The 13,337-nt window shown below is 69.6% G+C and carries 15 protein-coding genes; 9 read left to right on the forward strand and 6 right to left on the reverse strand.

All coding sequences use genetic code 11. The features are described from left to right. Positions 1-143: 143 nt before the first annotated feature. From H9658_RS20260 to H9658_RS20285, 6 genes are all read right to left on the reverse strand, one after another. A complete protein-coding gene (locus tag H9658_RS20260; RefSeq protein WP_225210144.1) occupies positions 144-512 on the reverse strand; it encodes a hypothetical protein in 369 nt (122 codons plus the stop codon). Between the two features lie 22 nt (positions 513-534). After that, complete coding sequence (gene yeiP / locus H9658_RS20265; protein WP_179564371.1) at positions 535-1,101, reverse strand: elongation factor P-like protein YeiP; 567 nt, start codon at positions 1,099-1,101, stop codon at positions 535-537. A gap of 112 nt (positions 1,102-1,213) precedes the next feature. After that, positions 1,214-1,984 (reverse strand): SDR family oxidoreductase, encoded by a 771-nt coding sequence (locus H9658_RS20270; RefSeq protein ID WP_179564373.1) that lies wholly within the window; start codon positions 1,982-1,984, stop codon positions 1,214-1,216. A 353-nt stretch (positions 1,985-2,337) separates the two neighbouring features. Then, on the reverse strand, positions 2,338-3,231 hold the full coding sequence (locus H9658_RS20275) for a hydroxymethylglutaryl-CoA lyase (RefSeq protein ID WP_179564375.1): 894 nt from the start codon (positions 3,229-3,231) through the stop codon (positions 2,338-2,340). Between the two features lie 177 nt (positions 3,232-3,408). Beyond that, positions 3,409-3,810 (reverse strand): VOC family protein, encoded by a 402-nt coding sequence (locus tag H9658_RS20280; RefSeq protein ID WP_191826728.1) that lies wholly within the window; start codon positions 3,808-3,810, stop codon positions 3,409-3,411. Further along, the gene (locus H9658_RS20285; protein WP_191826729.1) at positions 3,807-4,595 is read right to left on the reverse strand and encodes an enoyl-CoA hydratase-related protein; all 789 of its coding nucleotides are present in this window, start codon (positions 4,593-4,595) and stop codon (positions 3,807-3,809) included. The genes H9658_RS20280 and H9658_RS20285 overlap by 4 nt, the downstream gene beginning before the upstream one ends. Before the next feature lie 125 nt (positions 4,596-4,720). Between H9658_RS20285 and H9658_RS20290 the strand changes: the two genes are divergently transcribed. From H9658_RS20290 to dapB, 9 genes are all read left to right on the forward strand, one after another. Then, a complete protein-coding gene (locus H9658_RS20290) occupies positions 4,721-4,978 on the forward strand; it encodes a FeoA family protein (protein WP_139117945.1) in 258 nt (85 codons plus the stop codon). Further along, positions 4,975-6,834: a ferrous iron transporter B gene (gene feoB, locus H9658_RS20295; RefSeq protein ID WP_179564381.1), complete on the forward strand. Its 1,860-nt coding sequence runs from the start codon at positions 4,975-4,977 to the stop codon at positions 6,832-6,834. The genes H9658_RS20290 and feoB overlap by 4 nt, the downstream gene beginning before the upstream one ends. Position 6,835: 1 nt before the next feature. Beyond that, positions 6,836-7,090, forward strand: coding sequence for a DUF6587 family protein (locus H9658_RS20300; RefSeq protein ID WP_191826730.1), 255 nt, complete (start codon positions 6,836-6,838; stop codon positions 7,088-7,090). Beyond that, the gene (locus H9658_RS20305) at positions 7,032-7,526 is read left to right on the forward strand and encodes a hypothetical protein (RefSeq protein WP_191826731.1); all 495 of its coding nucleotides are present in this window, start codon (positions 7,032-7,034) and stop codon (positions 7,524-7,526) included. The genes H9658_RS20300 and H9658_RS20305 overlap by 59 nt, the downstream gene beginning before the upstream one ends. 657 nt (positions 7,527-8,183) lie before the next feature. Beyond that, complete coding sequence (locus H9658_RS20310; protein ID WP_179564387.1) at positions 8,184-8,777, forward strand: hypothetical protein; 594 nt, start codon at positions 8,184-8,186, stop codon at positions 8,775-8,777. Between the two features lie 58 nt (positions 8,778-8,835). Continuing rightward, complete coding sequence (locus H9658_RS23075) at positions 8,836-9,900, forward strand: hypothetical protein (protein ID WP_225210145.1); 1,065 nt, start codon at positions 8,836-8,838, stop codon at positions 9,898-9,900. Between the two features lie 339 nt (positions 9,901-10,239). Beyond that, positions 10,240-11,448 carry an aminotransferase-like domain-containing protein gene (locus H9658_RS20320; RefSeq protein WP_179564389.1) on the forward strand — a complete coding sequence of 403 codons (1,209 nt, stop codon included), beginning with the start codon at positions 10,240-10,242 and terminating at the stop codon, positions 11,446-11,448. A gap of 22 nt (positions 11,449-11,470) precedes the next feature. Beyond that, positions 11,471-12,181, forward strand: a complete 711-nt coding sequence (locus H9658_RS20325) for an MOSC domain-containing protein (RefSeq protein WP_191826732.1) — start codon at positions 11,471-11,473, stop codon at positions 12,179-12,181. Between the two features lie 375 nt (positions 12,182-12,556). Continuing rightward, positions 12,557-13,273, forward strand: coding sequence for a 4-hydroxy-tetrahydrodipicolinate reductase (gene dapB, locus H9658_RS20330; RefSeq protein WP_179564393.1), 717 nt, complete (start codon positions 12,557-12,559; stop codon positions 13,271-13,273). Positions 13,274-13,337: the final 64 nt, after the last annotated feature.

Here is a 13,337-nt window from a genome sequence, read left to right on the forward strand (position 1 = left end):
TTCCTGTTCCAGGGCGGCGCGCCCAAGCCCGAAGGCTACGTGGAACCCGAACAGGAATCCTGAGCCCAGGCAAGCCATGCCCCCTGTAGGAGCGGCTTCAGCCGCGACAGGACCATCGGCGCAACTCGCCCAACCAGCCGCCATTACGGCAAATCGAGACCCACGTCTTCGCCATAGCGACTCAACCAGGCGTCGCGCACAGGATCCTGCCGATACTGCGCGCGCAACCTGGCCCAGGTCGCCTCGTTTCCGTCGCAGTACTTCGCCATCGCCTTGTCCAGCTCGCGGCGGCGCGCGGCATCGTAGGGCTCCTCGCCGGCGAAGTGGTTGCAGACGTCCTGGCGCGCGACGAAGGTGCGGATCTCCTGCGGCAGCGCGCAGAAGCCGGCGTGGTGCTCGGGATCCACCTCCGCCGGGATCGTGCAGCCGGCCTTGGCCGGCGCCGCGACCGCAGGCCTGGCAGCAGCGGCGGCCGCCAAGCCCGGCAGGAGCAACAGCACGGCCAGCGCCATGCAGCGGCGCGGACGCACGGACTCAGTCCGCGCGACCGGCGAACTCGCCGGTGGTGGTGTTGACCAGCACGCGCTCGCCGTTGCCGATGTACTCCGGCACCATGATCTCCAGCCCGGTATTGAGCTTGGCCGGCTTCGGTCGCTTGGTCGCGGTGCCGCCTTTCAGCTCCGGCGGTGTTTCGATCACTTCCAGGGTCACGCTCTGCGGCAGCTGCACCGCCACCGGCTGGTCGTCGATGACCTGCACGTAGATGCCGGTCAGGCCCTCGGTGATGTAGCCGGCGTCGTCGCCGATCACGTCGGCATCGAGCGTGTACGGGGTGTAGTCCTCGTCGTCCAGGAACACGAACGCATCGCCGTCCTTGTACGAGAAGGTGGCCTGGTGGCGGGTCAGCTCGACCTCGCGCAGGTCGTCGTCGCCGTCGAAACTGGCGTCGAGCTTGTTGCCGCCCGGCACGCTGTACATCACGAAGCGGAAGCGCACGTTGCCGCCGCGGCCCTGCGGCGAGCTGCGTTCGATGTCGCGGATCTGATAGACGCCGTTGTTGTACTCGACGACGTTGCCTTTCTTGATTTCGTTGGCTTTCATGGGTTTGGAGCCGGGATTGGGGATTGGAGATTCGGGAGTGGTAAAAGGCAGGGCGGGGGGCGAAGGGGCGGGGTGCTTTTACGAATCCCCAATCCCCAATCACGAATCCCCGCTACTTGGGTGCCAACCGCACCGCGCCATCGAGGCGAATGACTTCGCCGTTGAGATAGCGGTTGCGCAGCAGGAACATCACCGTGTCGGCGAATTCCTCGGGGCGGCCGAGCCGCGGCGGGAACGGGATCGAGGCGGCCAGCGACTGCTGCACCGCCTCGGGCATGCCGTCCACCATCGGGGTCCAGAAGATGCCCGGGGCGATGGTGTTGACGCGGATGCCGAAGCGCGCCAGTTCGCGCGCCATCGGCAGGGTCATCGCCACCACGCCGCCCTTGGAGGCGGCATAGGCGGCCTGGCCGATCTGGCCTTCGTAGGCGGCGACGCTGGCGGTGTTGACGATCGCGCCGCGTTCGCCGTCCTCGCCCGGCGGGTTGTGCTGCATCAGGTCGGCGGCGGCCTTGGCGACGTTGAAGCTGCCGACCAGGTTGACCATCACCGTGCCCTGGAACGTGGCCAGCGCCATCGGCGCCTCCTTGCCGAGCACGCGGCCGGCGCCGAGGATGCCGGCGCAGTTGATCGCGGCGTTGAGCCCGCCGAGGAAGTCGCGCGCCGCGCCGAGGTGCGCGGCCACCTGCGCCTCGTCGCTGACGTCAGTGCGGAAATAGCGCGCCTGCGCGGCGCCGAGCGCGGCGACCGCCGCCGCGCCCTTGTCGTCGTTGAGGTCGAACAGCGCGACCTTGCCGCCGTCGGCGACGATGCGTTGCGCGACCGCCAGGCCAAGGCCGGAAACGCCGCCGGTGACCACCGCGCGGATATCGGCAAGCTGCATGGATGTTCCCTCCCAGGAAAGCGCGCATTTTAGCCGACTCTCCGCTGCCGCTGCCCGGCTGGCGAGGGCAAGCGCGTGAAAGCGCCTGCCAGGCCTGGCGGGCGCATCGTGCTTCGCGTTCGCTGCGTCTGCCTGCACGGCGGCGAGTACATGGAACACGGCGCACCCGCTTCGGCCGGTGCGCGCGAGGAGGACATGCGCCGCCGGTCGGCGCCCGTATTCGCGTCAGTGCCGTGCGCACCGGCCTGGACTGTCCTCGACCTGCACGCCCGGCATCGGCGTGGGCGTCGTTGCCGGCGCAGGATCGGTGGGCCTTGCCGGCGCGCCGATCCCGCCGCGCCGGTCGGCCGCGGTTACGCCGCCGCCAGCGCCTGGCCGACCTTGCTGCCGGTCGGCCTGCCGAGTTTCTGCGCCAGCCAGCGCCCGGTCGCGGCCAAGGCCGGCAGGTCGATGCCGGTGGCCATGCCGTTGCCGTGCAGCAGGTAGACCACGTCCTCGCTGGCCACGTTGCCGCTGGCGCCCCTGGCGTACGGACAGCCGCCGGCACCGGACACCGCCGCATCGACCACGCGCACGCCTTCTTCCAGGCACGCGGCGATATTGGCCAGGGCCTGGCCGTAGGTGTCGTGGAAATGCACCGCCAGCGCCGGCATCGGCACCTCGGCGGCGACCGCGCGCAGCATCGCCCGCGCCTTGCCCGGGGTGCCGACGCCGATGGTGTCGCCCAGCGAGATCTCGTAGCAGCCCATCGCGTGCAGCTGCCGCGCCACCCGCACCACGTCGGCCAGCGGCACGTCGCCCTGGTAGGGGCAGCCGAGCACGGTGGACACGTAGCCACGCACCTTGACCCCATCGGCGGCCGCGCGCGCCAGCACCGGTGCGAAGCGCGCCAACGATTCGTCGATGCCGGCATTGGTGTTGGTGCGGTTGAAGGTTTCCGAGGCGGCGGTGAACACCGCGACCTCGCGCACGCCGACCGCGGCCGCACGCTCGTAACCCTGCAGGTTCGGCACCAGCACCGGGTAGTCCACGCCCGGCGCCGGCACGATGCCGGTGTAGACCTCGGCCGCGTCGGCCAACTGCGGCACCCATTTCGGGCTGACGAAACTGGTCGCCTCGATGCTGCGCAGGCCGGTGCGCGACAGCTGCGCGATCAGCTCGATCTTGTCGGCGGTGGCGACCCAGGCCTTTTCGTTCTGCAGGCCGTCGCGCGGTCCCACTTCCACCAGGCGGACGAAGTCGCTCATCGGCGGCGCCTGCACTGGGGCGCGCAAGCGGGCGCGGTCGGCAGAGGCGGCGCGGGGCAGGGCGGAAACGGCGAAGTGGCGGTCACATGCAGTCCTTGAAGTGAACGGCTGCGCGCCGTTGCCGAGCGGCGCAGACCGCAGCCTGCGCGAAGTGCGGCCGCCATCAGAGGGCGCCGCTCAGGCGCTCGCCGGCCGCTGGCAGACGGCTTCGATGTTGTGTCCATCCGGATCCAGCAGGAAGGCGCCGTAGTAGTTGGGGTGGTAGTGCGGACGCAGGCCTGGGGCGCCGTTGTCGCGACCGCCGGCGGCCAGCCCGGCGCGATGGAAGGCATCCACCTGGGCGCGGTCGGCGGCGACGAAGGCCAGATGCAGCTGGCCGCCGGCGCCGGCGGCGCCATCGGTCAGCCAGACGCTGGGCTTGCCGTCGCGGCCGAAGCCGATGTGGCGGCGATCGCCGCTCTGTGCCGCGCTCACCTCCATCACGATGTCCAGCCCGAGCGTGGCCAGTGCGGCGCGATAGAAGGCGAGGCTGCGCTCCAGGTCGACGCAGCGCAGGCCGATGTGGTCGAACGGGCTCACCAGAATCCCAGCCAGTTCGGGTCGCGCTTGTCCAGGAACGCGCTCAGGCCTTCCTGGCCTTCGGCCGAGACCCGCAGCCGCGCGATCAGCGCGGCGTTGTCGCGGTCCAGTGTGGCGTTGTCGCCGCCGGCGGCGACCCGACGCACCAGCGCCTTGGCGCCGGCGGCGGCGAGCGGGCCGGCCTGGCCGAGCAGTTCCACCTGGCGCTGCACCGCCGCGTCCAGCGCGGTCGGCGCCACGGTCTGGTGCACCAGACCGATCTGGGTAGCGGTCGCCGCATCGAACGCTTCGGCGCTGGCGAACCAGCGCCGCGCCTGGCGCGCGCCGATCGCGGCGATCACATACGGCGAGATCACCGCCGGCAATAGGCCCAGGCGGCTCTCGCTGAGCCCGAAGCGGGCATCGGTGGAGGCCACCGCGATGTCGCAGCAGGCGACCAGCCCGACCGCGCCGCCGAAGGTCGCGCCGTGCACCCGTGCCACGGTCGGCTTGGGCAGTTCGTCCAGGGTGCGCATCAGCTGCGCCAGCGCCAGCGCATCGGCCAGGTTGTCCGCCTCGCTGGCGCCGGCCATCGAACGCATCCACTGCAGGTCGGCGCCGGCCGAGAACGCGGCGCCGGCACCGGCCAGCACCACCACCTTGACCTTCGGATCGGCGCCGATCTGGTGCAGCGCTTCGGTCAGCTGCGCGATCAGCGCGGCGTCGAACGCGTTGCGCACCTCGGGTCGGTTCAGCCGCAGCGTCAGGACCTTGCCTGAGCGCTCCAGCAGCAATGCATCGCTCATCGGCAGTTCTCGTACGGAGGGATAACGGCAGCCATATGGGAATCATAGCGGGCCGCGCCGGCCGCGCCATCATGCGCTGCGACGGTGCTACAATTGATAACCATTCTTATTCGACGGAACGTTCCGTGACGTTGTCCGACATGCCGTTGCGCAGCACCGCCACCGTAGAGACCGTGCACGACCGACAGCCCAACGACGCCATCGCGCGCCGCCTGCGCGAGCTGGGGTTCGTCGCCGGCGAACAGGTGCAGGTGCTGGCCAGCGGTCCGGTCGGCGGCGAGCCGTTGCTGGTGCAGGTCGGCTATACCCGTTTCGCCCTGCGCCGCAGCGAAGCGGCGCGGGTGCAGGTCAGCGTCGGTGCCGCCGCCGAGGCGCAGTCATGAGCGCGGACGCCGTTCCGCTGCGCCTGGCCCTGGTGGGCAATCCGAACTGCGGCAAGACCGCGCTGTTCAACCAGCTCACCGGCAGCAAGCAGAAGGTGGCCAACTACGCCGGCGTGACCGTCGAGCGCAAGGAAGGCCGCTTCCGCGCGCCGTCCGGGCGCGACTTCGCCGTGCTCGACCTGCCGGGCGCCTACAGCCTGCAGCCGGCCAGCCTCGACGAGGCGATCACCCGCGACCTGTGCCGCGGCTTCTATCCGGGCGAGCCAGCGCCGGACGTGCTGGTGTGCGTGGTCGATGCCACCAACCTGCGCCTGCACCTGCGCTTCGCGCTGGAGCTGCGCGAGCTGGGCAAGCCGATGCTGGTGGCGCTGAACATGGTCGATGCCGCGCAGCGCCGCGGCATCCAGATCGACCGCCAGGCGCTGGAAGACGCGCTCGGGGTGCCGGTGATCGAGACCGTGGCGGTGCGCCGCAACGGCGCCAGGGCGCTGGTCGAGCGGCTCGACGCGCTGGCTCCGGCGCTGCCGCCGGCGGTGGCGCCGGCCGAAGGGCAGGGCGACTACCACCAGCAGGTGCGGCGCATCCTCGCCGCTGCGGTGTCGATGCCGACCCGTACCTCGCGCATCGACGACGCGCTGGACCGCTGGCTGCTGCATCCGGTCGCCGGGCTGCTGACCCTGGCGGTGGTGATGTTCCTGATCTTCCAGGCGGTGTACGCCTGGGCGGCGCCGCTGATGGACCTGATCGACGGCGGCAGCAAGGCGCTCGGCGCCTGGGTCGGTGCGACGCTGCCGCCCGGGCCGCTCAACAGCCTGCTGGTCGACGGCATCATCGCCGGCCTCGGCGGGGTGGTGATCTTCCTGCCGCAGATCCTGATCCTGTTCGCCTTCATCCTGGCGCTGGAGGAATCCGGCTACCTGCCGCGCGCGGCGTTCCTGCTCGATCGCATGATGGCGGCGGCCGGATTGTCGGGGCGCTCGTTCATCCCGCTGCTGTCCAGCTTCGCCTGCGCGGTGCCCGGCATCATGTCCACGCGCAGCATCCAGGACCCGCGCGACCGCCTGGCCACGATTCTGGTCGCGCCGCTGATGACCTGCTCGGCGCGCTTGCCGGTGTACGCGCTGCTGATCGGCGCGTTCATCCCGCAGAAAAAAGTCTGGGGCGTGTTCAACCAGCAGGGCCTGGTGCTGTTCGGCCTGTATTTCGCCGCGATCGCCAGCGCGCTGGCGGTGTCGTGGACGATGAAGAAGTGGCGCCGCGACAAGGGCGAGCACCCGTTGCTGCTGGAGTTGCCGTCGTACCGCGTGCCGCACCTGCGCGACCTGGCGCTGGGCCTGTGGGAGCGCGCGGCGATCTTCCTCAAGCGCGTCGGCGGCATCATCCTGGCGCTGACCATCCTGCTGTGGTTCCTGCTGTCGTTCCCGGCCGCGCCGGCCAACGCCACGTTGCCGCCGATCGACTACAGCTTCGCCGGCCGCATCGGCCATGCGATGACCACGGTGTTCGCGCCGCTGGGCTTCAACTGGCAGATCTGCATCGCGCTGATCCCCGGCCTGGCCGCGCGCGAAGTGGCGGTGGCGTCGCTGGCGACGGTGTACGCGCTGTCGGCGGCCGACGACGATGCCGCCGCGCAGGCGCTGTCGCCGCTGATCAGCGACGGCTGGTCGCTGGCCACTGCGCTGTCGCTGCTGGTGTGGTACATCTACGCGCCGATGTGCATTTCCACCCTGGCCACGATCAAGCGCGAGACCAACTCGTGGAAGCAGATGAGCTTCGCCGCGTTCTACCTGTTCGCGCTGGCGTATCTGGCCTCGCTGGTCACCTACCAGGTCGCGGCGGCACTGGGAGCCGGCTGAGATGAGCGCTTCGCTGCTGTTGCAGTACCTGGTGATCGCACTGGCGGTCCTGCTCAGCGCCTGGGTGGTGCTGAAGAAGCAGTTTCCCGGCACCGCACGCAAGCTGCGCGTCGCCATCGCCGTGCGCCTGCTCAAGCCGGGTCGCCCATCCTGGTTGCAGGCCATGGGCCGCAGGATCGCGCCTGCGGCCACCGCCGGTGCCGGTGCGTGCGGTGGCTGCGACAGCTGCGGCCCGGCACCGCCGCGCCGGCATTGAACTGGCAGCGGCGGGCGACAACGATGCGCCGACACCGGCTGCCATGAGCGATCTGCCGCTGCCCATGCCGCCGGCCGCTGCCTTCTTCGGCCTGGATCTGCAGGCGCTCGCGCCGCCGCAGCGCGACGCATTGCGTCACGCCGATGCCGATTTCCGTGCCGTCGCGGCTGGTCGCGTGCCGCTGCACGCGCGCATCGATCCCGAAGCGCCATTGCCGGCCGACTGCGGCACCCGCTATTACCGGGGGCAGGGCTATCGGTTGACCGTGTTGCGCCGCCTGTCCTCCATCGGTGCGCAGACCGCGATCGCCTACGGCCCGATCCTGCAGTTGGACGAGGCGCTGTTCGCGGCGGCGGCACTTCCCGCCATCTCGGATGTGCGTCTGTATACGCCTGCCGCGCTGGGGCAATTGTCGGGCGCCGCAGCACAGGCTTGATGCCGGCATCCGCGGACCGTCGTCCGGCGGCCGTCATAGCGGCGGCTGCGACTGCTGCGGCCTGTCACCGTCGCGGCGGCATCGACGTTGCCGGCAGGCGAATGGCGGAGGCGACACTTGCTGCCGTGAGGCTGCGCCACCGGGCTGTGCCTGCGGCCATGGCTGTTGCCGACATCGCGTTGCGCCCAAAAAAGCCTGCCCGCATCCGCGCGCGCGCGACCGGTTCGCGTAGCGGTCTCGCCGCAGCGTCTTGGCTGCACGATGCGCACTGCGCTGGCGCTGCGTTGAAGCGCTACTGCCATGCCTGCGTGATAAGCAACATAGAAGGCTCAGAGGCGATCTTGCGGAAAGGTGGGGCAGCGGTCGCTGCCAGCGCAAGCGCGGGGCCGGCCGACCGGATTTTCAAATTAGTTCAATATTATAATATTCATATAATTTGATTTTCTGCATCTGGTTAATTTTGCGTGCCACCAATATGTAGCATTGCCTGGATAGGCTGCGCACCGTCACTCCAACTGGAATTCCTTGGTAAATGTCGATCGAAATACTTCGCACGCCATGCGGAGGTTTTCGCTGCGTTTTCCAGGGTGGTCGTGTGTGACGCAGTGGCGCTATTTGTCTACATCTTGGGTTGGCTTATTTATTAGGGAGAGTGGTATGTCGAAATTGAAAGTAAGGGTCATCTTGTTTTCGTTGGTTCTATTCTTGTTCAGTGGCGTCGCCGCTGCAGATCCGTCTACGCAATTGAGAACCACCTTCGGCGGCTGGGTCGGCAAGCAGCAGCGTTCCGAATATATCGACGGATCGGACTGGCATTACTGCTTCAGCAACCAGGGCGGTTCCTGCGGTTCGGTGGCGCTGACCACGGGCCACAGCTCTTGCGTGACCCGTGGATTCAATATCGGTATCAAATGGGCGGTTCCCACCCGGGTCGGTTCGATGGAAATCAACGGCGGTTACAACAACTCTTGGTCGGCGTGCAATGTCCGTTCGGAAACCGTGACCTGTTCGCCGAAACCGGGCTGGAAGGGCCGCGCTGCGATCCTCTTCAGCGAGCGTGTCGGCACGGTCAACGTGGTCGGTGGCGATCCGGATTATTACGTCACGTTGCGGTCGTCCTGTCCGGCAGGCTGGAAGTCGAACTGGGAAGGTGGCTCCGGTTGGTCCTGTCGCTACGACGGCGGCACCTATTCCCGACAGGGTTATCTGCCGGAATGGCGCGGCAGCACCTGCGACTACGAGCGCATCTAAGCGCGCCTCGCGATGGCGGAAGCTCCCCGTGCTTGCGCGTCAGCGCAGGTACGGGGTTGTGCCGGTGTTCTTCCAGACCTGTGACAATCCAATGAAAATAATGAAGAGTCCTGTACGTCGCGGCTACCTGCCGCTGGCGATCGTCGGCGGTTTGTTCGCCTTTACCGCGTTGTACTTCTACCAGCATGCGCACGCGGACCTGCCTGGCGCGGAAGGCGAGATCGCCGCGCCGGCAGGCTCCTCCGGCCAGGTTCGCCTCGGCATGGCCATCGATGCGGCCAATCCTCATCGCTCCGCGCAAGCCGCGATCGAAGATGCGCCAATGCGAGACGGCGCCGCCGACGCGGCAACGCCGTTCAACGCCGGCGAGGTCCAGCGCCGTCTGCGCGAGTTCTTTGCCCGGGTGAACGCCAACCCGCCGCCGTCGCGCGCCGAGCGGGACGCATTCGCGGCGCGGTTGCTGGCATCGGTCGACGGCAGCGCCGAGGCGAGACAGGCGGTGGCCGAGGCCTACCGGGCCATGCCGGCAAGCCAGGCGATGGAACGCGACATGTTGCGCGGCATGCTGGTGCCTTCGCCGCAGGGACGCGCGCTGGTGCTCGACGAGGCCAACCAGATCTGGGCCGGCAAGGACAAGGGACTCTACGCGGAAATGTACGAGACCTACTTCAACCTGCCTGGCCAGGCAACGCGGGAGGTCTATGCCGATGCCCTGGCGACCCTGGACGCGCGCGGTACCGATCAGCGCACCGCGGTGGCCGCGCTGAACTTCATCGGCACCATCGAGAACGACGTCTCGCCCGGTGCCGACGCGCTCAAGCGTAGCGCGGTGGCGCAGATGGACTCGCTGGCCTCGGGCGATGGCGACGCCTTGGTGCGCGCCCTGGCGGTGCAGAAGATCTACCGCCTCTCCGCTCCGGACGAAGCCGCGGATGTGGCGGTGAACTACATCGCACGTGGCGCCACCAGCCCCTTGGTGATGACCACGCTCGATGCCGTCGCCAGCGGCGACGTGCAACTGAGCCCGACCCTCAGGTCCACGCTCGCCAGCGCGGTTGCGCGCCCCTCGGCGTCCAGTGCCGAGCGCCAGCGGTTCGGGCAGGTGGTCGGAGCGGGTCGATAGCCGGCCATCAGGTCTGCGCGGCCAGCGAGGACACGGCGCCTGTGTCGGGCCAGCTGGCGTCCGCTGGCCGGCGCCGCGAACTCTGCCGCTGCAGCCACCCCATCCGCAGCATCGAGATCGCGCCGGACCAGCGCTCGGCACTGGTCGAGGCGCGCCACCCTGGGCGCTCCGTTCCTGCGGACCGCCACGCGTAGCGACGCCACGATCGTGCGTCGACGTTGCCGGACCCAGGCCTGTGCCAGCGCAGGCACGACCTGGGTCGGCCCGGTCCATCGCCGGCCGGCGCTGTCGTTTGCGCTGCGCTGCACAGTGGAGCGCGGCCATGCTGCCGCTATGCTAGTGGCCATGACGACCTCCTTCCAGTTCTCCCGCCGTGCGCAGGCGCTGACCAGTTCGGCGATCCGCGAAATCCTCAAGGTCACCGAACGCCCGGAGGTGATCTCCTTCGCCGGCGGGCTGCCGTCGCCGGACACGTTCCCGGTGGCGCGCATGCAGTACGCCTGCGACAAGGTGCTGCGCGAGGCGCCGCAGGCGGCGCTGCAATACGGCCCGACCGAAGGCTATCTGCCCTTGCGCGAATGGGTGGCGGCGCGGGTGAGCCGCGACGGCGCCAGCATCCGCCCCGGCCAGGTGCTGATCACCACCGGATCGCAGCAGGGCCTGGACCTGCTCGGCAAGGTGTTCATCGACGAAGGCAGCAAGGTGCTGGTGGAGACGCCGAGCTATCTCGGTGCGCTGCAGGCGTTCTCGCTGTTCCAGCCGGCGTTCGCGGCGATGCAGTCCGACGACGACGGGCTGGTGGTGGATGCGCTGGACGACGCGCAACTGGCCGGCGCGCGCTTCATGTACTGCCTGCCGAACTTCCAGAACCCGACCGGGCGGCGCCTGCCGCTGCACCGGCGCCAGGCGCTGGTCGCGCGCGCGGCCGCCGCCGGCGTGCCCATCGTCGAGGACGACCCCTACGGCGAGCTGTGCTACAGCGGCGACACGCTGCCGAGCCTGCTGTCGATGAATCCGGACGGGGCCATCTACATGGGCTCGTTCTCCAAGGTGCTGGCGCCGGGCCTGCGCCTGGGTTTCGTGGTCGCGCCGGAAGCGGTGCATGCCAAGCTGGTGCAGGCCAAGCAGGCGGCGGACCTGCACACGCCCTCGTTCAGCCAGCGCATCGTCTACGAGGCGGTGCAGGACGGCTTCCTGGATGCGCACATCCCCGGTATCCGCAGCCTGTACGCCAGCCGCTGCCAGCAGATGCTGGCGGCGCTGGAGAAGTATTTCCCGTCGCAGGTGCGCTGGAACCGTCCCGCCGGCGGCATGTTCATCTGGGTCGAACTGCCGGCAGGCATGGACGGCGGCGCGCTGCTGGCCAAGGCGATCGAGCGCAACGTCGCCTTCGTGCCGGGCGCGCCGTTCTACGCGGTCGAACCGCAGCGCAATACCCTGCGCCTGTCGTTCGTGACCGTGCCGGAAGAACGCATCGAGCGCGGCGTGCGAATCCTCGGCGAACTGCTGCAGGCCGAGATCGCCGCACATCGCAGCGCGGCGGCCTGATCCGGCACCCGGACGCCTGCGCATGCACTCGGCTGCGGCATTGGACCTGGGCGTGGACGCGGTGCTGGTCGGCCGTGCGCAGGCGTTCACCCGGCCCGGCAGCCGCAGCGCGATCGCCAAGCGGCCGCTGCCGGGGCGGTTGCGGATCGGCATCGACGGCCTGGAACTGGACGAGCAGGGCGACCGCCGCGTGCACGGCGGCCCGGACAAGGCGCTGCACCACTATCCGCGCGACCACTACGCGGCCTGGCGCCAGGAACTGGGTGCGCATGCCTTGCTGGAGGCGTCGGGCGCATTCGGCGAGAACCTCAGCACGCTCGGCGCCACCGAGGCCGACCTGTGCCTGGGCGACCGGCTGCGGCTGGGCACGGCGCTGGTCGAGGTTTCGCAGTCGCGGCAGCCGTGCTGGAAGCTGTCCGACCGCTTCGGTGTGGCCACGCTGGCGCGGCGCGTGCAGGAAAGCGGCCGCACCGGCTGGTATTACCGCGTGCTGCAGCCGGGCGAGGTCGCCGCCGGCGATCGCCTGACCCTGCTGGAGCGGCCCTATCCGGACTGGTCGCTGGCCCGCCTGATCCAGCTGCTGTATCGGCGCGAGGTGGATCCGGCGCAGCTGGAGCAGGTGCTGGAACTGCCGCTGGTGCCGAACTGGCGCGTGCTGTTCGAGCGGCGCCTGGCCCAGCGCGAGGTCGAGTGCTGGGACAAGCGCCTGCTGGGGCAGCCGGCGGCCGAGTAGGGCGCTCAACCGCAGGGCCAGCGGCGGCGACCGGCGGAACCGCGGACCTTCCGGGGTTGAATGGTGTCGGGTCTGCAGCCCTTCCACAGTGCACCCAGCCCGCTGTCCGCAAGCCCCGTAGGAGCGGCTTCAGCCGCGACAAGCGATGTCAGTAAGCCTTGCGATTTCGCTTGTCTGTCGCGGCTAAAGCCGCTCCTACAGGGCGCCCTGCAAGAGAGCCACAAGACCGTTGTGGGAGCGACTGCAGCCGCGATGAACGGGACGGTAGACCTTCCGTTGCCGGATGCCGTCAACGCTCGACCCGCCTGCGTTGCCGACCAACGCCACGGCGCCGCACCCCTGTCGCGGATCGCGACAAACCGCTAGCCTTGTGCGATGACGACTTCCCCCGTACGTGTGTTGATTCATGGTGCATCCGGCCGCATGGGCCAGGCGCTGTTGCGCCTGGCGGCGCAGGACCCGGCGTTGCAGGTGGTGGGGGCGGTGATCCGGCGTGCGCCGGCGCAGCGGGTGGTCGACGGGGTGCCGTACTTCGCCGCGGCCGAGCTGAACGGCGCGCCGGCGTTCGACGTGGCGGTGGATTTCAGCCTGCCGCAGGGTTTCGACCCGGTGCTGGCGCTGTGCGTGGCGCGCGGCGCGGCGCTGGTGTCCGGCACCACCGGCCTGGACGCGGCGCAGCGGCAGGCACTGGCCGACGCGGCGGCGGGCATCCCGCTGATCTGGGCGTCCAACTTCAGCCTCGGCGTGGCGGTGCTGAACGACCTGGTGGAACGCGCCGCCGCGGCGCTGCCGGGCTGGGACTGCGACATCGTCGAATCGCACCACGTGCACAAGCAAGACGCCCCGTCCGGCACCGCGCTGACCCTCGGGGAGGCGGCCGCGCACGGTGGCGCGCAGCCGCGCTACGCCAGCCTGCGCGCCGGCGACATCGTCGGCGAGCACCTGGTGCAGTTCGCCGGGCTCGGCGAGCGGGTGGAACTGGTGCACCGCGCCAGCAACCGCGACATCTTCGCCCGTGGCGCGCTGCATGCCGCCGCGCGCCTGCCGGGACGCGCGCCCGGGGCCTACCGGCTGCGCGATCTGCTCGGCTGAACGGCGCTTTCACATAAACGTCTGGCGCGGACAGGTCCGCGTCGGTACAATTCTCGCTCGCCTG

The organism is Xanthomonas bonasiae (genome assembly GCF_014836395.1).
GTDB classification, from domain to species: Bacteria; Pseudomonadota; Gammaproteobacteria; order Xanthomonadales; family Xanthomonadaceae; genus Xanthomonas_A; species Xanthomonas_A bonasiae.

Bases quoted from the DNA above. Each gene is read 5' to 3' on its own strand.
- H9658_RS20260 (WP_225210144.1), bottom strand. From the start codon at position 512: ATGGCGCTGGCCGTGCTGTTGCTCCTGCCGGGCTTGGCGGCCGCCGCT.
- yeiP (WP_179564371.1), bottom strand. From the start codon at position 1,101: ATGAAAGCCAACGAAATCAAGAAAGGCAACGTCGTCGAGTACAACAAC.
- H9658_RS20270 (WP_179564373.1), bottom strand. From the start codon at position 1,984: ATGCAGCTTGCCGATATCCGCGCGGTGGTCACCGGCGGCGTTTCCGGC.
- H9658_RS20275 (WP_179564375.1), bottom strand. From the start codon at position 3,231: ATGAGCGACTTCGTCCGCCTGGTGGAAGTGGGACCGCGCGACGGCCTG.
- H9658_RS20285 (WP_191826729.1), bottom strand. From the start codon at position 4,595: ATGAGCGATGCATTGCTGCTGGAGCGCTCAGGCAAGGTCCTGACGCTG.
- feoB (WP_179564381.1), top strand. From the start codon at position 4,975: ATGAGCGCGGACGCCGTTCCGCTGCGCCTGGCCCTGGTGGGCAATCCG.
- H9658_RS20300 (WP_191826730.1), top strand. From the start codon at position 6,836: ATGAGCGCTTCGCTGCTGTTGCAGTACCTGGTGATCGCACTGGCGGTC.
- H9658_RS20310 (WP_179564387.1), top strand. From the start codon at position 8,184: ATGTCGAAATTGAAAGTAAGGGTCATCTTGTTTTCGTTGGTTCTATTC.
- H9658_RS20325 (WP_191826732.1), top strand. From the start codon at position 11,471: ATGCACTCGGCTGCGGCATTGGACCTGGGCGTGGACGCGGTGCTGGTC.
- dapB (WP_179564393.1), top strand. From the start codon at position 12,557: ATGACGACTTCCCCCGTACGTGTGTTGATTCATGGTGCATCCGGCCGC.